This window comes from Hydrogenophaga sp. 5NK40-0174, assembly GCF_040372165.1.
Classification (GTDB): domain Bacteria; phylum Pseudomonadota; class Gammaproteobacteria; order Burkholderiales; family Burkholderiaceae_C; genus Hydrogenophaga.
The window spans coordinates 767,003-791,063 of sequence record NZ_BAABWG010000002.1 but is presented as its reverse complement, the minus strand read 5'-3'; the positions used below and the strand labels follow the sequence as shown (position 1 = coordinate 791,063).

Below are 24,061 nucleotides of genomic sequence, written 5' to 3'. Positions count from 1 at the left end.
GGCGTTTCAGTTCACGGTCTGACCATATTACAGGTGTGTGGCATGGCTGCCTGCTCTGCCGTCAGCTGACGGACAACTTTGAATCCGTAGCCAGAGCCTTCCACATCGAAAAGTGTGCCTTCCGCCCCCTGGCGCTCCATGACGGCGACGGCCAAGGGCTGCTGCACCTGGTGGTCGGCAGCTCGAACCGTGGCAGTCTGCCCGGCCAGGCTTGTGCTGCTGTCTTCCAGCGCATAGGCAATGGCTTTGGCATCTACCTTGCCGGCTTTCTCGATGGCTTTGGCGAGCGCCTCGATCATGAGGTTCATGCGCATGTGGACATAGTCGTCGGCCGGGTCGGGGAAGCGCTGGCGGAACGACTCATAAAAGGTCCGGGATTCGGCCTGGGGCTGGTTGGGGAACCAGTCAGCCACGGCCACCACTTTGCCGATTCCGGCACTGCCCATCGCAGCAGGTGCACCCAGGGCATTGCCGTAGAAGGTATAGAAGCTGCCGTCGAATCCGCTTTCCTTGGCTGCCTTGACCAGCAGTGTGAGGTCGTTGCCCCAGTTGCCGGTGATGACGGCCTGCGCACCACTGGCGCGAATCTTGGCGGCATACGGAGCGAAGTCCTTGATGCGGGCCATGGGGTGCAACTCTTCACCGACGACTTCGATGTCGGGGCGCTTTTCGGCCAGTTGGCGCATGGCTTCCTTGACCACCGAGCGGCCGAAGCTGTAGTCCTGCCCGATGAGATAGACCTTTTTCAAGTCCTTGTCTTTGGCCAGCACGCTCATCAGAGCCGTCATGCGCATGTCCGCATGGGCGTCGAAGCGAAAGTGCCAGAAGCTGCAGCGTTCATTGGTCAGAGACGGGTCGACAGCGGAGTAGTTGAGAAAAACCAGTTGCTTCTCAGGCATGCGCTGGTTGTGACGCTCGATCGTTTCGATCAGGCCCGCTGCCGTTGCCGAGGAGTTGCCCTGCATGATGATGCGGGCACCCTGATCGACGGCAGACTGAAGTGCAGCGATCGCCTCCTCCGTCTTGCCTTTGCTGTCGAAGCGATCAATCTGCAATGGCCGGGCGCCATCTGGCAACTTGACACCGCCTCGGGCGTTGACGCGCTCCGCCGCCCAGACGAGGTTACGGAACACAGCCTTCCCTGTATTGGCGAACGGTCCGGACAGCCCTTCGATCATGGCGAGGCGGATCGGTTCTGGCTTTGGGTCCTCTGCTGCCCAGCTGGCGTTTGCCAGGGCGGCTGCACTGATGGAAGCAGCGATGGCTGCGAAGAGGCGTCGGCGGACAGGTCGGAGCAAAGTCATGGCCTGGGTCATCTCCTTGAAGAAGTTTGTGCGAAACTGCTGCATTGCAACAGAGGGACTCGGGCCGGGATTGTATCAAGCCTCGTAATTCATAATTACAGAAGCCTGAAACTTCGTATGGCTTTGCCAAACATGGCGGGTGCAGCGTTTCCTGCTATCGAAACACCGCATTGGTGCCACGCCAGCGTGGCACCGGGCCCGGATCAGGCCGGCCTGTCCAGTGCCGGCAAGCGGGCTCAGCCAGATACCGGCGGCGCCAAATCTGCCAGTGGCCAGCGCGGCCTGACATCAAACGCGTAGCGGGTGGCGTCTTCATCGTCTGAGAGGAGACCCGCCTGGGCTCGAAGCCCTGCCGCGAGAGCGATCATGGCTCCGTTGTCGGTGCACAGGTGCAGTTCCGGGTAGTGCACCCGCACGCCCTTGGCACGGCAAGCAGTATTGAGCTGCTCGCGCAAATGGGCATTGGCCCCTACCCCACCGGCGACCACCAGCCTGTCCAGCCCCGTCTCTTTGAGCGCTTTCATGGACTTGCGCACCAGCACTTCCACAATGGCCGCCTGAACACCGGCAGCCACGTCGGCCTTTTCCTGCTCGGTCAGCGGGTCGGCCAGATGCATGGTGGCCGGCCCGTCGAGCTTGACCTTGGCCAGACGCTTGACCTGGGTCAGCACCGCCGTCTTGAGGCCAGCAAAGGAAAAATCGAGGTCGCCACTGTGCATGAGCGGTCGCGGGAACTTGTATTTCTCCGGGTCGCCCAACTGCGCCATGCGAGAGAGCGCGGGACCGCCAGGGTAGCCCAGACCGAGCAGCTTGGCCGATTTGTCGAAGGCTTCGCCTGCTGCGTCGTCAATCGTTTCACCCAGCAATTCATACTGTCCCACACCCGTGACCTGCATCAGCTGGCTGTGACCGCCCGAGACGAGCAGCGCCACAAACGGGAACGATGGCGGATCGGCGCTGAGAAAAGGCGAGAGCAAATGGCCTTCCAGGTGGTGGATGCCATGGGCGGGTCTGTCCAAGGCCATGGCCAGCGCACAGGCCACGCCAGAGCCCACCAGCAACGCACCGGCCAAGCCAGGGCCGCGCGTGTAGGCGATGGCATCGACAGCGCCCAGCCCCACACCAGCCTGGGACAGAACGGATTCGGTCAGTGGTAGCACCCGGCGAATGTGGTCGCGGCTGGCCAGTTCAGGCACCACGCCGCCGTAGGCCTGGTGCATCTCGATCTGGCTGTGCAAGGCATGGCCGAGCAAGCGCGGCGTGCCGTCGACACCGGCATCGACCAGGGCCACGCCGGTTTCATCGCAGGAAGATTCGAATCCGAGAATGAGCATGTGCGCAAGTGTACGGGGCTGCGGCCAAGCCTGCGTCAACACAGGGCAATGCTTGATCAGGTCAGCGCCGGCGTGAGTGCTGATAGCTTCTTGAGGTCAGGGATTCGTATGTCGCGTTTGTCAATCTCGATGAGCCCTTTCGACTCCAGCTCATGCAAAACGCGCGAAAAATACTCCGGGGTCATGGACAGCCTGGAGGCAATGGACGCCTTGCTCACGGGAAGGACCACGCGAACGGGCGCCGCGTCGGGCGCTTCGCCCGCCAGCAGATCGTCGGGTACGTCGCGCAGCAGAAAACCGATGACACGTTCGACCCCACTGTGCAGCGAATAAGCCTGGACGTCGTTGACCAGGCCATGCAAGCGGCGAGAAAGCCCTGCGAGCATGCGCATGCAGAAATTCTTGTCGTTGGCAATTTCCTGCAACACAGCGTCGCGACTGACGCTGAGCAGCAGTGTCTCTGTAAGGGCCTGGGCGTTGATGATGTAGGGACGCTCCATGAACATGAGCGCTTCTGCAAACGTATTGCCCGGACCGACGATTTCGATGATCTTCTCCTGCCCTGCAGGAGAAATGGCAAACAGCTTGATCTGCCCCGAGACCGTCACGTGAAATTCACTGCATGGCTCTCCCGTGCGGAAGACGTCATCGCCACGACCAATCTGGCGCAGCCGACACCCTTGCGCCAGGCGCTGAAGTTCCGGCGCTCCCATTTCCTGAAAGAGTGGAAGCATCGACAGGTACCGTGGGAGATCGAAGTTGGAGAGGTTCATAAGCGCTCGACGATCCGCTGCAAAGAACAGGCTTGAACTGTAACCCCTGGGGGTGACAGAAAGGAGTCACTTCCCTGACGTTTGCCTCATGCCCAGACGATCAGGTCTGACGGCGCAGTTGAAGATAAGCCTGCGTCAAGCGCTGAGCCAGATCTTGCGGCTGGCGCACCAGCGCGTAGCCGTTGTGGCCGAACAGCATGGGCAAGTAGTCGTTGGCCGTCTCATCAATGGTGATGCAGAACGGCGTCAACCCTTGTGTGCGCGCTTCCAAAATCGCATGGCGCGTGTCTTCAAGACCATAGCGCCCTTCGTAGACATCCAGATCATTGGGTTTGCCATCGGTGAGCACCAGCAACAGCTTTTGCCGCTCCGGACGTTTGCTCAATTGTGCCGACGCAAAGCGGATGGCGGCACCCATGCGTGTGTAGTAGCCGGGCTTGATGGCCCCGACTCTGTCACGTGTAGCGCTATCCCACCGATCGTCGAAGCCCTTGATTCGATGGACCCGCACATTCTGGCGGCGAACCGACGAGAAGCCGAGCACCGAAAAGGGATCACCCGCAGCGTGCAGTGATTCACCAAAGACATAGAGACCGTCACGGATCACATCGATGACACGCTGGGTTTGCGAGGCATATGCGTCCGTGGACAGGGAAAGGTCGGCCAGAAGCAGCGTCGCCAGGTCACGTTGCTCCTTCGACTGCCTCCTGTAGACGGATGGGCTGGCGGTGACCACTTCACCGCCCATGCGAGCCACCTCGTGGTGAACCACTGCGTCCAGATCCAGCTCATCGCCGTCTGCCTGGTGTCTCAGCCATTGAGGAGCCGCCCTGAGTACCTCCATCCGCCGGCGCACACGTCGGGCCGTGGTACGAAGAGCAAGGCTGGGGTTGAAGGGCTCAGATGGCAGGCTTCGCAGCTCCTGAATGGCGCAGTGATCGGGCAGCAGGCGGCCTTGCTTCCAGTTCCACTCCGGAAAGCGCTGCCCAGGCCCCAATGGCAGGTCGTCTGCTGCGGCACTGGGCAAGTCCAGATCGAATCGCACTGACCCGGCGGTGGTGGCGTCGCCGCTGGCAACAGAGAGTTCATCCATGTCATTGGCGACCTGTGACGCATTGTCATTCGGGTCTTCGTCACTGGCGCGATTGACTTTGACGAATTCACCCCATGACAGGATGGATTCAGCGCGAAAGAACATCATCAATGGAGCCTTGTCGCGCTCATCCTTCACGCGACGAGCGCGTCTGCGTTTCCCATCACCCTGACTTGGGTTGGTCTCGCTTGTCCCTTGCTCGCCCTCTCCCCCTCGGGGTTGGCCGAAGGCCATACCAGGATGTGCTGCTTCGCTCGATTCCAGCCAAAGCCAAACCGGCGCGACGTCTTCTGCATTCACGCTGCCAGCGCCAACAGGTGCCACACCTGTTCGCAATGCCTCTTGCACAGTCAGTTCTGCCGACGCTTGCTGGCGCGAAAGCTTGGAAGGGTCAGGCCGGAGTGCCAGATGGGCTTGCCGCAGCTCCTGGTACTGCCCTCGAAGCCCGGGAAACATGGCGAGCACGGACTGCGTAGCCCGAACATTGTCTGCCACCCAGTCACCGGAGTTGTCATGAACCGCAGCCATGGCTGCCAGCCAGAGATAGAGCGAGCGATTGAGCGAACGCTCGGTGAAAACCGATAACTGGGCCGGCAGTGAGAGCACGTCGGGCTCCAACCGTGCGGTGGCGGCCCGATCGACCCGACCGGCAACACGTTCGAGCCAACGGCGATGCGACCGGTGCGTCCGTTCGCTGCCTGGCGCCACACGCACGCCATGGGCGCCACCGCCGGCCCGGAACAGCATGCCGATGCTGCGCTGAACATCGCCAAGACACACTTCGGCTTCAGGATGGTCACGCCGCGCGACTTTGTCGATGAAACGATGCCATTGAAAGCCTACCCACTCTTCCATCAGCCTACCTCTTTCTGTTGTTCACGCGCTTGCTGATCCGATCGGCGCTGGCGCAAGGTCTCGCGCACAGCGTCAGCATCGATTTTCCATGTCAGCAGTGGCGCTCTTCCCTGTTCGACCTGCTGTGATTCATCGCAGGCATCCAGACACTGCCCACACTGGACGCAGGAAAACATCATGCGTTTGATGTTGCGTGGGTGCAGGCGCATGGGGCATCCGTTGTCACATGCAGCGCCATGCGAAAACCGGTCGGTGTGGCAGCTTCGACAATCACGGGCACGGGCACGATCGAACGCCACCACCATGCCCTTGGGGTTGGCCATCCATACCAGACTCTGGAAAAAACCCACGGCACACCCAAAGCGACAGAAGAGATGGCGCGCAAACGCGAACTCCAATGTGAACACCAGCGTGCCAGCAAGGAGAAATCGCGCCTGGTTAGGGGTGGCCGTCCCTCGCATGAGGTTGCCCCAGACCTCGGCAGGCGGCAAAAGATAGGTCAGCAAGGTGATGGCCCAAGCGAATCCAAACATCAGGCAAAGCATGAAAAACACTGGCCACCACTTGGCCGAGGGTTCAACCTTCGCATCCACTGGACCGCGTTTTTCCCAGACACTGAAACGGCCACTGGCGCGGTACAGCACCTGATTGAGCATCTCTACCAGCGTGAAGTGAGGGCAAAGCCAGCCGCAATACAGACGCCCATAGCGCCAGGCCACAGCCAGAAATGTGCCGACAACAGCCATGGCCGGGAGAAATGCCCGGGTCACGATATGCAGGGCTGCCTCCGTGGCAGATATCTCGCCTGCACGGAATGCATCTATGCCAAGACTCCACCGCTGCCCCAGAAACCACAACTGGGTTTCATTGAGGTCGAACCGAAGCAGGTTAAGCGCCGGCGCCAGCAGAAACAAGGCAAAGAAGCCCAGTTGAAAGAAAAGGCGGCGGCGCTGCAAGCGGGTGACCGCAGAGGAGTCCAACAGCACCACCGCTGAAACCTTCGTGCTCAGGCCGTAATGCCAATGACGGCCCGCACCACTTCGCCCAGGGCTTCGGCGGTATCTCCATCATCGGTCAGGGCGTCCACGATGGCCGCCTGGCACGCCTGCAGCAGCGGCAATCCGCTTCGGTGCAGGCGGCCGGCCATCACCAGCAATCGAGTGCTGGCTGTCTCCTCCAGGTCATGATCGGTCAGGCGCCGCAGCGCCACTGCCAACTGCACCAGTTGCGCGGCCACCTGGAAATCAACGCCGGCTTCCTGCTCCACGATGCGCTGTTCGACAGCCGCCTCAGGGTAGGAGAACGTCATGGCCACGAAGCGCTGGCGCGTACTGGGTTTGAGGCTCTTGAGCAGGTTCTGGTAGCCGGGGTTGTAGCTGACCACCAGCATGAAGCCAGGCGCGGCGGCCACCTGCTCACCGGTGCGCTCGATAGGAAGCACACGGCGGTCATCGGCCAGCGGATGCAGCACGACCGTGGTGTCCTTGCGGGCCTCCACCACTTCGTCGAGGTAGCAGATGGCCCCTTGCCGAACAGCCCGTGTGAGTGGTCCGTCCACCCACACAGTCCCTTGCGTGCCCAGCAGATGGCGACCAACCAGGTCAGCTGCACTGAGGTCATCATGGCAACTGATGGTGATGAGAGGCCGCCCCAGGCGAGCCGCCATGTGCTCCACGAAGCGGGTTTTTCCGCAACCGGTTGGCCCTTTGATCAGCACCGGCAGACTCTGCGCATGCGCGTGTTCGAAGATCGACTCTTCTTGCCCTTGTGGGGCGTAGAAGGGAGGCGTTGCAGCCAGCCGGGTGAGTTCACTGTGGTCCATGGCGTGTGCTCTCCATCAGGCGCGTTGCGCTGGGCTGGCGCCGAGTATGCCGCCACCGCCACCACCCCCGTTGACGACGCGAGGCGTGTCCTCAACCGTCACCGGGTCACCCCCGATGAAGAAGCTTGCAAAGTACAGCAACTGGCCGATCAGGAAGATCACGCCACCAGCGATACGCGTCCAGTAGAAGAAAGCCAATTGGTCTTGTGTCGCCATGAAGCTCATGGCGCCTTCTGTGGGCATGCGCTGCAGCCACACCTGAAGGATGCCGGCACCGGTCAGGGCCAGCACCATCACAGCCATGCCAACCGTCATGATCCAGAAGCTCCACATCTCCGCAGATTGCGCTTTGCGGCTGTTGGCGATGCGTCCCCGCAGCGTGGGCATGGCATAGCTGATCAGGGTGATCACCACCAGCACATATGCGCCGTAGAAAGCCAGGTGGCCGTGGGCTGCCGTGATTTGTGAGCCATGCGTGTAGTAGTTGACCGGACTCAGCGTGTGGATGAAGCCCCACAAGCCGGCGCCCAGGAAGCCCAGCACTGCAGTGCCGACGGCCCAGAGGACTGCTGCCTGATTGGGGTGATCACGTCGACGGCGCTGCACCATGTTGAAGGCGAACACGGTCATCATGAAGAAGGGGATGGGTTCCATGGCCGAGAAGATCGAGCCGATCCACTGCCAGTAGCCGGGCAGGCCAATGAAGAAGAAGTGGTGGCCCGTGCCCAGGATGCCGGTCATCAACGCAAACGCGATGATCACGTACAGCCACTTGTCGATGACCTCACGGTCAACCCCGGTGACCTTGACCAGAACGTAGGCCAGCAGCGCGCCCAGGATCAGCTCCCACACGCCTTCCACCCAGAGGTGGACGACGAACCACCAATACATCTTGTCGCGCACCAGGTTGTGCGGGTTGACGAAGCTGAACAGGAAGAACAGAGCCAGCCCCCACAGACCCATCAGAAGCACCACCGAGATGGCGGTCTTGCGGCCTTTGAGCACGGTCATGCTGATGTTGAACAGGAAGCCCAGCGCAACGATCACGATACCGATCTTCGTCGGCAGTGGCTGTTCGAGAAACTCGCGTCCCATGGTCTGCAGCAGATCATTGCCGGTGAGCTCGGCGAGCTTGGCGTAGGGCACCGTGAGGTAGCCCACGATGGTCAGCGCGCCGGCCACCAAGAAGACCCAGAACAGGACTTTGGCAAGCAGTGGGCTATAGAGCTCGGTTTCGGATTCTTCCGGAACAAGGTAGTAGGCCGCGCCCATGAAGCCAAAGAGCAGCCAGACGATGAGCAGATTGGTGTGGACCATGCGGGCCACGTTGAATGGAATGTAGGGAAAGAACAGATCCCCAACGACGTATTGCAGGCCCAGCGTGATGCCAAAGATCACCTGGCCGGCAAAGAGCAGCATGGCGGCGATGAAGTACAACTTCGACACCGACTGGCTCTGGTACTTGAGAGTGGTTATGGTCATGGTGGTTTTCTCCTGTCAGCCTTCGGTGTCGATCAACCTTCGATGTTGGGTGGCCATTGTTCGGTGTTGATCTCACCGGTCCACTTGAGGAACTCGACCAGATCGTTGAGCTGCTGGTCATCCAGGTTGAACTGGGGCATCTGGCGCCGATGTGGCGCGCCAGTGGGCTGCGCCTGCATCCAGGCCTTGATGAATTCACCGCCGCGACGCTTGTAGACGTTGCCCAGCTCGGGCGCGAAGTACGCCCCCTCCCCCAGCAAGGTGTGACAGCCGATGCAATTGCGCGTCTCCCAGATCTTCTTGCCCGCAATGACGCCAGGCGTGATGGCCTGCGCATTGGATCGCTCGGGTATTCGACTCTCCGTGTCAAAGACGATGACGGCAAACAGCAATGCAAAAAACATGCTGCCGCCGTAGAAGATGTTGCGGGCCATCTGCTTGGTGAACCCGCTCTGGTTCTGGTTCATGGTGGAATTCCTCCAACGGTTGTCGATGGGGTGAATCCTCCCTTTTTGGTCGGGTATCGGCCTTGAACCAGTTCAAGGAACAGCGAAGAAGGCGCCACGCACGTTTGTGCGCCACCCGTCACGCAGGGATCAGCGCCAGATCAGGGCCAAAGACTGATGACGGCAATGGCCGACAGCACCAACACCAGCCACCCCACCACCAAACGCCGCCAAAGTGGCGGTGCGTGACGAAGTTCCATGTAGGAAAGCGCAATCAGAAGCCCTTTGACGGCCGAGAGCATCAGCACCGCCACCACGACCATTCGCCCCAAGCCTGCCGGCGAAGGGTGCTCGCCCAGCCAGGCTGTGAGGAGACTGCCACCGGCGAGCGTGAGCCAGACCCAATCCAACCGCCGCCACAAGGACACCTGCGAGCGGCCGACTCGCGTCTGCTGAGTCTGGTGCACTCTTTGCTCGGAATTCATGGCGCGCGTGTTCCTAACGGATGATGTAGACGAGCGGAAACAACACCATCCACAGCAAATCGACCATGTGCCAGAACACAGCCGCCGATTCTGGAGTGCGAATGAACTGTGCGCTGTAGCGACCGCTGCGCGCTCCCCGAATCATCGCCACAAAGACAAGGCATCCCACGACCACATGGAGGTAGTGAAAGCCCGTGAGCATGAAGTACAGCATGTTGAAAGTTGAATCGGCCCAGTCGAAACCTGCGCGGAACCGACCGGCAAATTCAAGCGATTTCATGCCGAGAAAAGCCAGGGCCGCCAGGAGTGCACACGCCCACCATTGCCAAGCGCCATGCCTGTGAAAGCGGTGCGCACGCACCGCCGCGGCGGCAAAGGCACTGGCTGCCACCAGCGCCAGTGTGTTGGCCAGACCATGGCCAATATCGAGCGTTGCCTGGCCCGCAGCGAACACCTCGGGCTGAACCCGCCTGGCCACTGCGAAAGAGACAAACAGCAGCGCAAAAGTGAGCAATTCCGCCAGGACCAGAAGCCAGACGACCAGATCGCCCGGCAGTCGCTGTTCAGGCGCACTGCCTTTCAATGCGAGGTGCCCTCTGAACGGGTGATCTTGTTCCAGACGTTGTACTTGCCCACTGGCTTGCTCATGGGCAGGCGCTTGACTTCCTTGAAGGTGGACGCGTCGTAGACGACGAGAGCCCCGTCCATTTCCCAGACGCTGGCCAGCGCGTACTTGCCGTCCTTGGTGAACTCGATGTGGGCCAACGTTTTGCCAGGTTCGCGCACTTCAGCCACCACCTTCAGGGTCCGTTTGTCGATGATGCTCAACCGGTCTTTGTCTTTTGGGCTCATCATTGAATCGGTCCACGCATAGGGCGTGTTCTCGTGGCTGCGCATGAAGAACCCAGGCCCAGGCGTTGGAATGGTGGCCACAGGTTTCCAACTGTTCATGTCAATCACGTCAATGGCACCGTCCTTGAGATTGGGGGATGCCATGACCGTGGTATCGCCCCATGCGAACGTGATACCCGACCCCAGGTGAGGCATACCGGCGATGGGCAGGTCAGCAATCTTGCGGCGAACGTCCAGGTTCACCACCTGGGCAGTGGCAGCCCCTTGCCCGCGCTTGGGCCGTGTGGCGCCCAGCACATGGCGATAGCTTTGATCAAAGAAGAAGTCATCCAGGGGTTCGTCCAGCGGCGTGCGACGCACACCATGGAAACCTGACTTGGCAATGCCCTCTCCCATCTTGTAGTCGTGCACGTAGCCATCAAAGATGGGTTCAGCCTTGGGGTCATAGGAGATCTCCCACAGCTCTGGAATGTCCTTGAGCGCCACGACGAAGCTTTGCCGGGGCGTCGCATCGTAGACGGCCGAGACACGAGAGCTTTGTTTGCCGTCGAGCGTGGCTGCCTCGTACGTGCGCACCAGATTGAGGTCTTTGTCGAACAACGCAAGCGAGTGCGGCAGGTAGTTGGCCGCCATGATCCACTCTCCGTCGCCACTGACCGCCACGTTGCGCATGTTCAGCCCGGCACGCACTTCTGCCACCACTTCGAGCGCCCACAAGTCGTACTTGGTGATCCAGCCATCACGGGAACCGAAGTACACGAAGCGGCCATCCGGCGTGAATTTGGGGCCTCCGTGCAAGGCAAATCGGCTCTGAAAACGATGCATCACATCGAAGCGGTCACCATCGAGGACGCTGACATGGTGGTCCCCACCTTCCACAACCAGGAAGACGTTCATGGGGTCGGCAGTCCAGACGGGCTTATCCAATGCAACAGCGTCGTACTGAGGGTTGACGGTGTGTGAAGCCCTGATATGGGTGTCGTCCCAACGGGGCGCAGGAACCACTGGTGTGCGCACAAACGCTTCCAGCGCCGTGATGTCGTCGGCACTCAGCTGGTCGGCAAACGCGGGCATCTGCGTCGCAGGGCGGCCTTCACGGATGACCTTCACGGCCTCTGGCGTGCGCAAGCGGCTCAGGCTCTCCGGCAACAAGGCGGGCCCCATGGCACCCGTGCGCTGCTCTCCATGGCAGGCAGCGCAATGGGACTGATAAAGACTCGCTGCATCGATGCGACCCTCGCCAGAATCAGGGCGGGACGCGGAAGCAGGTTTTGCCGGTGACGCGGCATGCGCCGTTTGAGCAGGCGCCAGATCCATGCCCATCCAAAACAGGCCGGCCACAAGCGCCAGTTTGGCCACATCGGCCAAGCGCTCCTTCCAGGCTGGCGGGAAAGTACTGGACAAATCATGCATGGTGAACCTCCACAATCGGAATGACCCGATCAGCAGGAGCAGCGAGGCGAGCCGCCTCAACCGACGCCTGCTGCTGGGCACCGATCTCATCATCTGTCAGGTAACAGCCCGGGTCTTCTGCCCAGGGGTTGCCGCTGAGCTGCTGAGCCCTCACCCGCGTGTTGCCACCACAGATCGAAAAATGCAGGCATTGGGCGCAGCGCCCCTGCACCGGGCGAGGACGCTGCTTGAGCCCAGCCATGAGCGGATCGGACACATCCGACCAGATGGCAGAGAACGGCCGTTGACGCACATCGCCCAGCGTGTGATGCCACCACATGGTGTCCGGGTGCACCAGACCCTGGTTGTCGATGTTGGCCACGTACACGCCGCTGGAATTGCCGCCCCATGCGACCAGCCGCTGGCGCAGGGACGCCGTCCATTGCGGAAAGCGGTCTTGCACCCACTGCAAGAGGTAGGGTCCATCCGCGTCGTTGTTCCCGGTCACGTATTCCTCATCCAGCCCTTGCTCTGCCGCCTCCCAGGCGCGATCAAACAGCAAGTCGAGTGCGTCACGGGTGGCCTGGAAGTGCGCGTCCTTGCCGCGGTGGATGTTGCCCCTTCCCGCATAGTTGAGGTGCGAGAAGTAGAACTTGTTGACTTTCTCCTGCCGCATCAGGTCGAGCAGAGGCGCGAAGTCGTGGCCGTTGAGCGAGGTCATGGTGAAGCGCAGCCCCACTTTCACTCCCCGATCGCGCAGGTAGCGTACGGCTGCCAGGCTGCTGTCAAAAGCGCCCTCCAGCCGCCGGAACCGGTCATGTGTCTCGCGCAAGCCATCCAGACTGATGCCGACGTAATCAAAACCCGTGGCCGCGATGCGGTCTGCCATGGGTTCATCGATGAGGGTGCCATTGGTGGACAGCCCGGTGTAGAAGCCCATGTCGCGCGAGCGCTCGGCAATCTCGAGTATGTCGGGGCGCATCAGAGGTTCCCCTCCCGAGAGGATCAGAACCGGCACACGGTAGGCTTTGAGGTCGTCCATGACGGAACAGACCTCGTCAAAGCTCAGCTCGCCGTCGTATTCATGGTCTGCCGACAACGCATAGCAGTGTTTGCAGGTCAGGTTGCAGCGGCGAATCAGGTTCCAGATCACCACAGGCCCTGGTTTGGCTTGCGACGGCACAGGCGCGGGTGATGCGCCATCGGTGTTGGCAGGGCCAGGCTGCTGACGCACACGCCGGGCTGGCTGAGGGTAGGTTCCAGTGCGAACGGCCTGGGCCAGTTCACGCATGTATTGGGTCACTCGAAACATGATGTCTGAGCTTTCAGGAAAGGCGCAACCCGGTTTTTTTCAGGATGGCCGTGGAATACAAAATGTCGTGGGCATGACAGGCCTTGCCCAGCATGGCTTCGATCTCTTTGGCCTGGGCCTCGACCTCTTCCCTGCTGCGCCCATGCAGCATGGCGAACAGGTTGAAGCGCCAGACCGGCAAACGGCGGGGACGACGGTAGCAGTGGCTCACGCCCGGCAGTTGCCCGATGCGTTCGCCCAGCTCGTCCACTTTGTCGTCGTCCACATCCCACACACTCATGCCGTTGGCTGTGAACCCCATGCGGTAGTGATTGGGCACCGCGCCAATGCGCCGAACGAGGCCCTGATCGAGCATGGCCTGCAGGCGTTGCCGCACCACTTCGCCGGTGATGCCCAACGAGGCACCTACAGCTTCGTACGGACGCACGACCAAGGGCAGTCCTGCCTGCGTTGCGCGGATGATTTGCCGATCCAGGTCGTCAAGCGTGGTCATGGCGTTCCTCCAGCAAAGGCAGCTTGAGTTCGACGAAGTACTCACGCTCTTTGGGAAAGGCGAATACGGGCAGTTCTGTTGCCGCCTCGATGCGCTGCATGACTGCATCGGTCTGGCTGGCGTCTTCGACTGCCACCACAAACCACATGTTCAGAGCGGCCGCGCTGCTGTTCTGGCCAAACGCCGACTCACGGCGGTAGTTGTGCGCCACTTCGGGCATACCATCGAGCTGGGCAGCAACCTCTGCAAAGCGCTCCTCCGGCACTGCCATGGCAGCCAGCACAAAGCGCCCGCCTGCCCGCTCGATCTGGAAAAGGGGGCCAAACCGCGTCAGGTCGCCCCGCGCCAGCAACCGTTGCAAACGCTCAAGCAACACGTCTTCCGAACCGCCAATCTTGGCCGCCAGCTCGGCAAAGGGTCGATCCGACAGGGGGAAGCCACCATGCAGCATGGCAATGAGGCGTCGATCATCCTGAGACAACATCTGACATCTCCTCCGTTTGGGCCGCGCGGGGAATCGCCGCAGCGAAGCGGCGCCCGCCGGTCTGCTTGAAACGGCGGCGGGAGAACAGGACGCGGCGTTCAAAGCCTTTCAATCCCGACCTCACGGTGATGAGGTCGATCAAGGCAACGACATCCTCGCGCCGGCGGCCATGCACCATCGCGTAGAGGTTGTAGTGCCACTGGCCGTGCCGCATGCGGCGGTAGGCAAGCGTCACCCCCGGCTGCAACGCCAGTCTGGCACCCAGCTCGTCGGCCATTTCATCAGGCACGTCAAACACCGTCATGGCGTTGGCATCGAAGCCCAGTTCGTGATGCCTGACCACCACCCCAAAACGCTTGAGTTGCCCTTGTCTGATCCAGGCACGCAAGCGGTCAATGACTTCCCGCTCTTCCGTACCGAGCCACTCGGCCCAATGTGCAAATGGGCAGTCGCAGATGGGTAGACCCTGCTCGACCAAGGCAGCCAGAGCGAAGTCAGATGGCAGCAATGCATCGCAGGATTTGCGCTGCGGCCGCATGCGCGACGCATGCCGATCGGCCGCCAGGTCGAATCCGAGGTCAATGCAATAGGGCCGCACCATCGGCAAGCGAATAGCCTTCAAGCCTGACTCACGCTCAATGCTGTCGATCTCGGCTTCAACGGCCGCCCGATCAGGACCGGTCACCACAAACCAGAGGTTGAACTCCGCTTCGCGTTCATAGTTGTGGTTCACGCTGGCATGTGATGACACTTGCAAGGCCACAGCCTCCAGACGCTCATCTGGAACAGCCAATGCCACCAACATGGCATCACCACCAGCGCCATGAGCGAACACCCCGCCAATGCGGCTGATGCGGCCATCGTCCAGCGCTTGACGGTAGAACGCCATGACGTCGTCGGCTACCGCGGAGGTAGCCAGCGCCAGCGCATGGTACGGCTGCGACGTCACCGGGAAATCATGCTGCCAGTCGTTGATCCATCGGGTGTGCGTGGCGGGCAAACCCGATGCTGCGAGCTCCGCCGCCATGATCAAAACCCCATGCGGGCGGCCCGCGATGTCATGAAGATGCCGCTGGGTGCTTTGACCTTTAGCGCAGACAGCGTCTCGAAACTCGCCGTGTCAACCACGCTGACCCGGTCCACATCACGGCTGCTGATCCAGACCGTTTCACCGCGCGGGGTGAATTCCATGTGCAGCACCGCTTTGCCGGGCTCCAGCGTTTTGACAATCTGCCGGGTCTGCGTGTCGATGACCTGCACGCGGTGGTAGTCGGGCACCGCAAAGTTCACCCACACCTGGCGCCCGTCGGGGCGTGCCATCACAAACACTGGTTGACCGGCGACAGGAATACGGCCCACTTCGCGCCAGGTTTCGGTATCGACGACCAGCACTTCGTGTCGCCCGATGGCAGGCAGGTAGGCATGGCGCCCCGCCACCGCCCAACCACGCAGATGCGGCATCTTGTAGACCGGCAATGGCGCTTCGCCTTTGCCATAGCCGCTCAGGATGCGCTGCACCTTGGGCTGCGGCTGCCACAAATCGACCATGGCCAAGCCGTCTTCGCCGAAAAGTCCAGCGATGTAGTGGCGGCCGTTGGGCGTGACCAGGGCATCGTAGGGCTGACGCCCCACTTGCTCAAATTTCTGGGTCTGCACTGCCTTCAGATCCGAGCAATCGACGACCCAAATCGCGTCTGCATCAAACAGGCTGTACGCGAAGCGCTGGCCAGGCAAATCCACCAGACCCACCACGCGGGAGAGCTGTCCATCACCATAGGTAGCGGGAATATCGGCCACCAGTTCCAGCGTGTGTGCGTTGAACACTTTCACCCCGCCTGGCTTGTAGTTTTGCGCGGCCACCAAAGTGCCGTCCGCACTGATGGCGCCGCCTATTGAATTGCCGGCCTGCATCACGCGTTTCTCGATGCGCGCGGTCAGAATATTGACCTTTGTTAGGCCGCCATCGCGGCCAAAAACGTAGGCATAGAGCCCGTCTCTTGAGAAAACAACCGAGGCATGGGAGAGGTCACCCAGACCCTCCACTGTGCCCAGCACCGTTCGTTCGCTGGTTTCAACCAGCGTCAGTGTGCCATCGGCTCTTCCAATGATGACCCCCAGGTCACCCGTTCCTCTTGCACTCAGTTGCCCCGTCGATGTGGCACATCCGCCGAGCATCAGGCCCGTCGTCGCCATCATCGAGGCCTGCAACCAGGCGCGTCGATTCATTGCTTGCATGGCGTTCACTCCTCATGGGGAAATCCCGCTCTGAGGCGGGAAGCAATCCAGGCAGCCTCGTTTTCTGTCAACATGCCGCGCCATCCTGGCATCGGCGTGCCGGGCCGTCCTTGGTAAATGACAGCTGTCAGGTTTTCCTCCGGCCAGTGACCAATGGCCTCTGGCGTCAATGCAGGTCCAAGCCCGCCCGTGAGCTTCATGCCATGGCAGGAGCCGCAATCCTGACGCACCATGCGCACCAGTTGCTGTTGCCTGCCGGCGCTTGGCTCATGAGCATTCGGCTCTGCATGCACGAACACCGCTGGCAGCGCTAACACCAGGCTGGTGAGCAGTGATCGTGCAAAGAAACGCATGACAGCTGTGCTCCTGTTTCACGACGTTTTGAGAATCAGGGCGATGGCGTCCTTGAGGTCGCCGTCGCTGATCTTGTCTGCGCCATTGGGCGGCATGGGAACAGGACCGTAGACACCGGATCCGCCCTTGCGAACTTTCTCCATCAGCTTGGCTGTGGCGTCCTGCCCCTTGTACTTGGCGGCAATGTCCTTGAAGGAAGGCCCCACCAGCTTCTTGTCCTTGGCGTGGCAGGCCATGCAACCAGCCTTGTTCAACGCAGCGTCTGCATCTGCCCACGCGGCGCCACTGGTCAATGCCAAGGCAGCCACAGCTGCCACAACAATTCCTGCTTTTTTCATCGTGTTCTCTCCTGAAAGGGGATGTTCACTGCACTTGAACCGGGCCAAGGTGTCACTCGGCCCGGTCTCGCCTGCATCAGTAGACGTCGTGCTGCGTGTTGTAGACGTTGAAGTGGCCCGTTGGGGTGATCAACTTGGGATCCTTGATCACCGCTTTGAGCTTGAGTGTCTTGTCGTCGACAACGACCACGGCACTCTCCTTGTCTTTGGCACTCCAGACAGAGAACCAGACTTCATCGCCTGCCTTATTGAACTCAGGCTGGACCACGCGCTTGGCGCCGTCATCCTTGAGGCCTGCCCATTCGGCAATCGGCAATACCGTGAACCCTTTGTCCAGGTTGTTGATGTCGTACACCGCGACCGACTGAGACAGCTTCGGATCGGGGTTGAGCGGGGTATCAGAGTACAGGTGTGTGCTCTTCGGATGGCTCTTGATGAACAATGCTCCGCCACCTTGACCCTGGAGTTTCGCGACCTCTTTGAAGGCGTATTGCGGGTGCTTCTCAGGATCTGTACCGATCAGGGAGATGGTTTCATCACCCAGGTGGCCAGTGGCCCAGACCGGACCAAACTTCGGATGGATGAAGTTGGCACCACGGCCAGGGTGCGGAATCTTGCCCACATCGATCAGCGCCTTGAGCTTGCCTTCCTTGGCATCCACCGCTGCAATCTTGTTGCTTTGGTTGGCTGCCACCATGAAGTAGCGCTTGGACGAGTCCCAGCCACCATCGTGCAGGAAGCGGGCCGTGCCAATTTCGGTGACCTTGAGTGCATCGATGTCGGAGTAATCCACCATCAGCGTCTTGCCAGTCTCTTTCACGTTCACGACGAACTCAGGCTTGAAGTGGCTGGCCACAATGGATGCCACGCGTGGCTCGGGGTGGTACTCCTGTTTGTCCACAGTGTTGCCACGGGTCGAGACAATCTTGAGCGGCTCCAGGGTGTCACCGTCCATGATGGTGTACTGTGGCGGCCAGTAACTGCCAGCGATGGCGTACTTGTCTTCAAAGCCCTTGTACTTGGATGTATCGACCGAGCGCGCCTCGAGACCCACGCGGATTTCGGCGACGTTGTCGGGCTTCTCCATCCACAGGTCAATCATGTTGACCTTGGCATCCCGGCCAATCACGAACAGGTAGCGGCCAGAGGCAGACAGGCGTGAGATGTGCACCGCATAGCCGGTTTTCACGATGTTGATGATCTTCTTGGTGTCACCATCGATCAGCGCCACTTCGCCCGTATCGCGCAGCGTCGTCGAGAAAATGTTCTCGATGTTGTAGCCGTTCATCTTCTTGGTCGGGCGCTTCTCTGGCGGCACGATGACCTTCCAGGTCTTCTTCATGTCCTCCAGGCTGTACTCAGGAGGTGTGGGCGCATCATGCTGGATGTAGCGCGCCATGATGTCGACTTCCTTCTCGCTCATCTCGCCGCTGGTCTGCCAGTTGGGCATGCCGGCAGGCGAACCGTAGGCGATGAATACCTTGAGGTAGTCGGTGCCTTTGGTCTGCGTGATATCGGGCGTCAACGGCTTGCCCGTTGCGCCTTTGCGCAAGACGCCGTGACAACCGGCGCAGCGCTCGAAATAGATCTTGCGGGCCACATCGAACTCGGCCTGGGTCATCGGCGGCGCCTTGGGGTTGGATGACTGATACATCTGCTCAGCAGCCAATGGCGAGCCACCCGCCTGGTAGTTGGCCTCGGGTTGGGTCACCTTCTTGTCGCCGGTCTGCGCATATGCGCCCGCTCCAATCATGGCAGCCATGGCCAGGGTGGTCAGGCGAACGAACATTCTGGATTTCATGGGTTCTATCTCCATCGCGGAACAGCTTCTTGGATAAGGCCTTCCTGGCTGTGCCCTCCAGGCCTGTGCTCGCCGAGCCGCTGTCCATGACATCTGACGAGTTGGGAGTGATCGTCTCCCGACTGGCCTGCCGTGTCCTTGAACTGGTTCAAGGACGCTCGCGGTTACATGCTTCAGCATTGGTTCCAAGACAACAAGCAGACAAGCAGTCCAGCCCCACGGAGAAGTTTCATGAGCACGTCACAATGCCTGAGCCGATTGGCCGCCCACCACCGATCGGATACCGAAAAACAAGTACCTCCAGGGACTGTCACACTCGTTGGCGCCGGACCAGGCGACCCTGAGTTGCTCACCGTCAAGGCAGTCAAGGCGCTGGAGGCCGCGCGCGTGGTGTTGTACGACCACCTGGTTGCACCGGAGGTGTTGGCCTACCTGCCTCACCATGCCGAGCGCATTTACGTCGGGAAGGAGTCCTCCCGACACACATTGCCTCAAGGTGAGATCATCGATTTGATGATCTGCCTGGCACGCGCGGGCAAATCGGTCCTTCGGCTCAAGGGGGGCGACGGCTACATCTTTGGCAGGGGTGGTGAAGAGGCCCAGGCATTGGCCCAGGCAGGGATTCCCTTCAAGGTCATTCCCGGCCTGACGGCAGCACAGGGCGCAGCCGCGTCGGTGGGCATCCCCCTGACCCACCGGGATCACGCGTGCGCCCTGGTCCTGGCCACAGGCCATCTCCGCGACAACAAGGGTCTGGACATGGACTGGGACATGCTGGCCCGGCCCAGGCAAACCGTGGTGCTCTACATGGGCGTCAACAACCTGCCTGAGATTTGCCGCCAGTTGCAAGCGCATGGCAGGGGCGCCGGCACGCCCGCCGCCCTGATCGAGAATGCCACCACCGCCAGGGAGCGCTGCATCACCGGTACCCTCGGCGAATTGCCTGGTTTGGCGCTGCGTCATCAGATTCGCCCGCCCGCGCTTGTGATGATCGGTGAGGTTGTCACTGTCAGACAACAGCTTGAGCATGCAGGAGATGCAGTATCCAAACCTGCTGCGGCAGTGCACGCAGCGGCCTGACCCCCGCCGACACGTGATTCCTGGCGGCTTGAGTACCGGCTTTCGTGCTCGCACGTCGTGAATGATCGCCTCCGGGATGATCTACCGGACGTCAGAGAGTCTTTCGGTTTGAGAGAGAATGCGCAGAAAATGAAAATTCGAGGCGGGCTACTTTCCGCCAAGAACCGATTGACTCTGCTGACTCCTCATAATCGACAATATGACCACCACCGTCACTGTCATATCCTCCATGGCCACCAAGGCCCTTCTCAACGAACTGGCCAACGCCTTTGAATCGGCCAATCCAGGCATCCTCATCGACGTGGAATCTGTCGGCGGCATCGATGCGGCCAAGCGCGTCGCCGCAGGCGAACCCTACGACGTGGTCATGCTGGCCAGCGGCGCACTGAAGAAGCTGGCCAACAACAATCAGGTGGTGGCCTCCAGCGTGGTGCCCATGGTGCGCTCGGGCGTGGCCGTGGCGGTCCGGTCAGGCGAGCCTCACCCTTCCATTGCCGATGAGGAAGCCCTCAAGCAGGCGGTGCTGGCGGCCAAGACGATCGGGTATTCCACCGGCCCTAGCGGAACGGCGCTCGCAGAGCTGTTCGAACGCTGGGAGATCGCCGATCAGGTCAATGCCAAGCTCGTCACCCCGCCACCTGGCATCGCTGTCGGCTCTCTGGTGGCCGAAGGCAAGGTCGCCCTGGGATTCCAGCAATACAGCGAGCTCAAGAATGTCGAAGGCATCGACGTGCTGGGCCCGTTGCCCCCCAGAGCCCAGATCACCACCATCTTCAGCGCCGCCAGAGGGGCCAAGTGCCGCAATGGCGACGCGGCGCGACTGTGGCTGGCATACGTGACCTCCCCTGAAACGGCGGACATCAAGCGCAACCACGGGATGGAGCCGGCCTGACAGGCCGGGTACCACCGTCCGGCTGCCCGACGGCCGACAGGCCGGCATACAAGTTGCAAGCGTTCAGATGAAGCGTGCCTGATTCGGCACAATACGGGGCTTTGCCTTCAGCCCCCGGTACCCATCTTGACGCATATGCCCTCCGGCCTTCACTTTCTCGTCGCTGCCAAACAAAGCGAAATCGCCCACCTGGAGCAGCTGGCCCAGACCAGCGCGCTGGTCAGCGCAAGCGCTCAGCTGGTGCACTCGCTTCAACGCGAGCGTGGACTCTCCAACCTTTTTCTGGCTTCGGGTGATGACCAATGGGCCACCGCCCTCGAGAAACAGACTGAAGACAGCGTGCGCAGCGAGGCACGCCTGCGCATCTGCCTGGCGGAAATGGTGGAAGCCGACGAACCCGTACTCCATCGTCCCCGGGTGCTCAACCGCATTGCCCTGGCCTTGCAAGGCCTGGATGCCCTGCCTTTTCTTCGCCAGGACGTCTCCCGCAAGGGACTGAAGCCAGCCGGCGCGACTGTCGCCTTCATTCGCCTGGTGGATGCACTGCTTTCCATGGTCTTCGAAGCAGCCGACGCGTCGGCCGAGCCGGACATTTCCAACTGCCTGGTGGCCATGTTCAACCTCATGCAAGGCAAGGAGCTCGCCGGCCAGGAACGGGCCGCTGGTGCTGCGTTGTTTGCCTCCGGCAAGGCGGACCGGAACCAGCAAGAGCACCTGATTCACCTGATCGAGTCCCAGGAGCGCAACTTCACTGTCTTTCTGAATTTCGCTGACGAAGCGGTCCTGAATGTCTGGGCCCGGTCTGCCTCGCTGGCCGTGATGCCCCAGGAACTGCAACGTCTTCGCAAAGCCTTGCTCGAAAGCGCAGACGGCGGACCACTGAGCACAGACTGCAGCCAGCGCTGGTTTGACGCCTGCACCGATCGGATCGAAGCCATGAAGCTGGTCGAGGATGCACTGGCGTCTGAACTCAAGATCCTGTGTGAAAAGCGCATTCAGATCAGCAAGAACGAACTTGCCCGCTTCGAGCTGGTCGCCAAGGCGCCACTGGCCTCCCCCGCCGCTCAGGAGCAGGCAGCGCGTCACTTTTTCGCCCAGACCAGCGCTTCAACCGCAACGCTGCCCGCCAACAGAATCTCCTCCGACCCCGAAGCCGGCGCCAGCGCCGGTGGCACTGAATTGGAGAAGAGCATCCTGGACATGGTTCGCGACCAGGCACGGCAGCTCCAGACCATGAACGAAGAGCTCGAGGCAGCCCGGGCAAGCCTGAACGAACGCAAAGTCATCGAGCGAGCCAAGGGCCTGCTGATGGCGCACCGACGGCTGACCGAAGATGAGGCGCACAAAACCATGCGCCAGATGGCGATGAACCAGAACCGGCGACTGATTGACGTTGCTAACGCCGTGCTCGCCATGGCCGACGTGCTGCCGACACCTGCCCCAAGCCGGTGAAATGTGCAGCCTGCACTGTTGCGGTGCAGCGCCACGCCGTCAGTGACAGGGAAATCAGCACCAAAAAGCGTAGCTGACCACCAGTCGCGCACGCTCTTGAACGCACCATGAGAGCACTTTCCGGCGATGGTCTGGGTTTTTTTATCGATACAAATCAGACACTTAGAGGTATTTCGCCCGTGAAAACCCTAATCTGGCACGGTCTGTGCTCTGAACAGGACAAGCGGAAACACCAAAGGCGGTGATTCCGCACCCGGCCTGCCAGGGCCACCAGGACAACGGCGTCCACCTTCCCCCCGTCAGGGAGGAGCGAGGTGGGCGCCGTTTTCGTTGGCGACCTGTCCGGCCGGACTTCCGAAATCTGTTTTCCGATTCATTTCATCCTCTGTCTCACGCACCAAGGAGTTCCACATGTCCGACGCTTCCAGCCGTTTCAGCCGCCGCCAGTTCACTGCAAGCGCTCTTGCCCTTGCGGGCGCTGCCGGCATCAGCCCGCTGGCCATGGCCAAAGGCAAGTACCCCGAAAAAGAAGCCTTGAAGTTTGGCTTCATCAAGCTGACCGACTGCGCCCCTCTGGTGATCGCCTATGAGAAAGGCTTCTTTGAAGAAGAAGGCCTTTTCGTCACCCTTGAAGCACAGGCCAACTGGAAGGTTCTGCTTGACCGCGTGATCGACGGCCAGCTCGACGGCGCGCACATGCTTGCCGGCCAGCCTCTGGGCGCCACCATCGGTTTCGGCACCAAGGCCGACATCGTGACCGCCTTCAGCATGGACCTCAACGGCAACGGCATCACCGTCTCCAACGAGGTGTGGGCGGAAATGAAGAAGCACCTGCCCGTGAAAGACGGCAAGGTCGAGCATCCCATCAAGGCCGACGCACTCAAGAAGGTCGTCGATGCCTGGAAGAAGGAAGGCAAGCAGTTCAAGATGGGCATGGTCTTTCCCGTCTCGACCCACAACTACGAACTGCGCTACTGGCTGGCTGCTGGCGGCCTCAACCCTGGCTACTACACCGCATCGGATATCTCCGGCACGTCCAAGGCCGATGTGCTGCTGTCCGTCACGCCACCACCGCAAATGCCCGCCACCATGGAAGCCGGCACCATTCACGGCTACTGCGTGGGCGAGCCCTGGAACCAGCAAGCCGTGTTCAAGGGCATTGGTGTGCCGGTGATCACCGACCACGAAATCTGGAAGAACAACCCCGAGAAGGTCTTCGGTGTCACCGCCGACTGGGCCAAGAAGTACCCCAATTCTCACGTTGCCGTGGTCAAGGCCCTGATCCGCGCTGGCCAGTGGCTCGACGCTTCGCCTGAAAACCGCGAGGAAGCCGTCAAGATCCTGTCCAAGTCGCAATACGTCGGTGCAGACGCCAAGGTCATTGCCAACAGCATGACCGGCACCTTCGAATACGAGAAGGGTGACAAGCGCCCTGCGCCGGACTTCAACATCTTCTTCCGCAAGTACGCGACCTACCCGTTCTACAGCGACGCGGTGTGGTACCTCACGCAGATGCGCCGCTGGGGTCAGATCACCGAATCCAAGCCAGACAGCTGGTACCACGACGTGGCCAAGAAGGTGTACCGCCCGGATGTGTACATGGAAGCCGCCAACGCACTGGTTGCCGACGGAAAGATCAAGGCGAGCGACCTGCCCAAGACCGATGGCTACAAGCCGGTGGACAACGGTTTCATTGACGGCGTGGCCTATGACGGCAAGAAGCCCAACGACTACCTCTCCCAGTTCAAGATCGGCCTGAAGGCCAACGACAAGGTGTAAATC

The 24,061-nt window shown here is 60.9% G+C and carries 23 protein-coding genes; 4 read left to right on the top strand and 19 right to left on the bottom strand.

All coding sequences use genetic code 11. The annotated features are described in order from the left end of the window. Nucleotides 1-11: 11 nt before the first annotated feature. The 19 genes from ABWV89_RS09410 to ABWV89_RS09320 form a co-directional block, all read right to left on the bottom strand. Nucleotides 12-1,304, bottom strand: coding sequence for a branched-chain amino acid ABC transporter substrate-binding protein (locus tag ABWV89_RS09410; protein ID WP_353396006.1), 1,293 nt, complete (start codon nt 1,302-1,304; stop codon nt 12-14). 236 nt (nt 1,305-1,540) lie between these two features. After that, the gene (gene tsaD, locus ABWV89_RS09405) at nt 1,541-2,638 is read right to left on the bottom strand and encodes a tRNA (adenosine(37)-N6)-threonylcarbamoyltransferase complex transferase subunit TsaD (protein WP_353396005.1); all 1,098 of its coding nucleotides are present in this window, start codon (nt 2,636-2,638) and stop codon (nt 1,541-1,543) included. A 56-nt stretch (nt 2,639-2,694) separates the two neighbouring features. Then, nucleotides 2,695-3,411: a Crp/Fnr family transcriptional regulator gene (locus ABWV89_RS09400; protein ID WP_353396004.1), complete on the bottom strand. Its 717-nt coding sequence runs from the start codon at nt 3,409-3,411 to the stop codon at nt 2,695-2,697. 100 nt (nt 3,412-3,511) lie between these two features. Further along, complete coding sequence (locus ABWV89_RS09395; RefSeq protein ID WP_353396003.1) at nt 3,512-5,359, bottom strand: nitric oxide reductase activation protein NorD; 1,848 nt, start codon at nt 5,357-5,359, stop codon at nt 3,512-3,514. Then, nucleotides 5,359-6,345, bottom strand: coding sequence for a 4Fe-4S binding protein (locus tag ABWV89_RS09390; RefSeq protein WP_353396002.1), 987 nt, complete (start codon nt 6,343-6,345; stop codon nt 5,359-5,361). The genes ABWV89_RS09395 and ABWV89_RS09390 overlap by 1 nt, the downstream gene beginning before the upstream one ends. Nucleotides 6,346-6,365: 20 nt before the next feature. Further along, nucleotides 6,366-7,181, bottom strand: coding sequence for a CbbQ/NirQ/NorQ/GpvN family protein (locus tag ABWV89_RS09385; protein ID WP_353396001.1), 816 nt, complete (start codon nt 7,179-7,181; stop codon nt 6,366-6,368). Nucleotides 7,182-7,196: 15 nt separating this feature from the next. Continuing rightward, nucleotides 7,197-8,663 (bottom strand): cbb3-type cytochrome c oxidase subunit I, encoded by a 1,467-nt coding sequence (locus tag ABWV89_RS09380; RefSeq protein ID WP_353396000.1) that lies wholly within the window; start codon nt 8,661-8,663, stop codon nt 7,197-7,199. 32 nt (nt 8,664-8,695) lie between these two features. Then, nucleotides 8,696-9,130 carry a c-type cytochrome gene (locus ABWV89_RS09375; RefSeq protein WP_353395999.1) on the bottom strand — a complete coding sequence of 145 codons (435 nt, stop codon included), beginning with the start codon at nt 9,128-9,130 and terminating at the stop codon, nt 8,696-8,698. A 140-nt stretch (nt 9,131-9,270) separates the two neighbouring features. Then, nucleotides 9,271-9,594 carry a cytochrome C oxidase subunit IV family protein gene (locus ABWV89_RS09370; protein WP_353395998.1) on the bottom strand — a complete coding sequence of 108 codons (324 nt, stop codon included), beginning with the start codon at nt 9,592-9,594 and terminating at the stop codon, nt 9,271-9,273. A 13-nt stretch (nt 9,595-9,607) separates the two neighbouring features. Then, the gene (locus tag ABWV89_RS09365) at nt 9,608-10,177 is read right to left on the bottom strand and encodes a cytochrome c oxidase subunit 3 (RefSeq protein ID WP_353395997.1); all 570 of its coding nucleotides are present in this window, start codon (nt 10,175-10,177) and stop codon (nt 9,608-9,610) included. Continuing rightward, nucleotides 10,174-11,859, bottom strand: a complete 1,686-nt coding sequence (locus ABWV89_RS09360) for a cytochrome D1 domain-containing protein (RefSeq protein WP_353395996.1) — start codon at nt 11,857-11,859, stop codon at nt 10,174-10,176. The genes ABWV89_RS09365 and ABWV89_RS09360 overlap by 4 nt, the downstream gene beginning before the upstream one ends. Beyond that, on the bottom strand, nt 11,852-13,150 hold the full coding sequence (gene nirJ, locus ABWV89_RS09355; RefSeq protein WP_353395995.1) for a heme d1 biosynthesis radical SAM protein NirJ: 1,299 nt from the start codon (nt 13,148-13,150) through the stop codon (nt 11,852-11,854). The genes ABWV89_RS09360 and nirJ overlap by 8 nt, the downstream gene beginning before the upstream one ends. Nucleotides 13,151-13,163: 13 nt before the next feature. Then, the gene (gene ahbB / locus ABWV89_RS09350; protein WP_353395994.1) at nt 13,164-13,643 is read right to left on the bottom strand and encodes a siroheme decarboxylase subunit beta; all 480 of its coding nucleotides are present in this window, start codon (nt 13,641-13,643) and stop codon (nt 13,164-13,166) included. After that, nucleotides 13,630-14,127 carry an Lrp/AsnC family transcriptional regulator gene (locus ABWV89_RS09345; protein WP_353395993.1) on the bottom strand — a complete coding sequence of 166 codons (498 nt, stop codon included), beginning with the start codon at nt 14,125-14,127 and terminating at the stop codon, nt 13,630-13,632. The genes ahbB (ABWV89_RS09350) and ABWV89_RS09345 overlap by 14 nt, the downstream gene beginning before the upstream one ends. Next, nucleotides 14,111-15,154, bottom strand: a complete 1,044-nt coding sequence (gene ahbB, locus ABWV89_RS09340) for a siroheme decarboxylase subunit beta (protein WP_353395992.1) — start codon at nt 15,152-15,154, stop codon at nt 14,111-14,113. Before ahbB (ABWV89_RS09340) ends, ABWV89_RS09345 begins: the two co-directional genes overlap by 17 nt. A gap of 2 nt (nt 15,155-15,156) precedes the next feature. Further along, nucleotides 15,157-16,353: a cytochrome D1 domain-containing protein gene (locus ABWV89_RS09335; protein ID WP_353396079.1), complete on the bottom strand. Its 1,197-nt coding sequence runs from the start codon at nt 16,351-16,353 to the stop codon at nt 15,157-15,159. 14 nt (nt 16,354-16,367) lie between these two features. Further along, nucleotides 16,368-16,715, bottom strand: a complete 348-nt coding sequence (locus ABWV89_RS09330) for a c-type cytochrome (protein WP_353395991.1) — start codon at nt 16,713-16,715, stop codon at nt 16,368-16,370. An 18-nt stretch (nt 16,716-16,733) separates the two neighbouring features. Beyond that, nucleotides 16,734-17,054: a c-type cytochrome gene (locus ABWV89_RS09325; RefSeq protein ID WP_353395990.1), complete on the bottom strand. Its 321-nt coding sequence runs from the start codon at nt 17,052-17,054 to the stop codon at nt 16,734-16,736. Between the two features lie 76 nt (nt 17,055-17,130). Next, nucleotides 17,131-18,855 (bottom strand): cytochrome D1 domain-containing protein, encoded by a 1,725-nt coding sequence (locus tag ABWV89_RS09320; protein ID WP_353395989.1) that lies wholly within the window; start codon nt 18,853-18,855, stop codon nt 17,131-17,133. 231 nt (nt 18,856-19,086) lie between these two features. Here ABWV89_RS09320 and cobA point away from each other — a divergent pair, with 231 nt between their 5' ends. From cobA to ABWV89_RS09300, 4 genes are all read left to right on the top strand, one after another. Continuing rightward, nucleotides 19,087-19,935 (top strand): uroporphyrinogen-III C-methyltransferase, encoded by an 849-nt coding sequence (cobA, locus tag ABWV89_RS09315; protein WP_353395988.1) that lies wholly within the window; start codon nt 19,087-19,089, stop codon nt 19,933-19,935. Between the two features lie 199 nt (nt 19,936-20,134). Further along, entirely contained in the window at nt 20,135-20,827 is a 693-nt protein-coding gene (locus ABWV89_RS09310; protein WP_353395987.1) for a substrate-binding domain-containing protein, read from the top strand. 135 nt (nt 20,828-20,962) lie between these two features. Further along, nucleotides 20,963-22,279, top strand: coding sequence for a nitrate- and nitrite sensing domain-containing protein (locus ABWV89_RS09305; RefSeq protein WP_353396078.1), 1,317 nt, complete (start codon nt 20,963-20,965; stop codon nt 22,277-22,279). A 411-nt stretch (nt 22,280-22,690) separates the two neighbouring features. After that, nucleotides 22,691-24,058 (top strand): CmpA/NrtA family ABC transporter substrate-binding protein, encoded by a 1,368-nt coding sequence (locus ABWV89_RS09300; RefSeq protein WP_353395986.1) that lies wholly within the window; start codon nt 22,691-22,693, stop codon nt 24,056-24,058. Nucleotides 24,059-24,061: the final 3 nt, after the last annotated feature.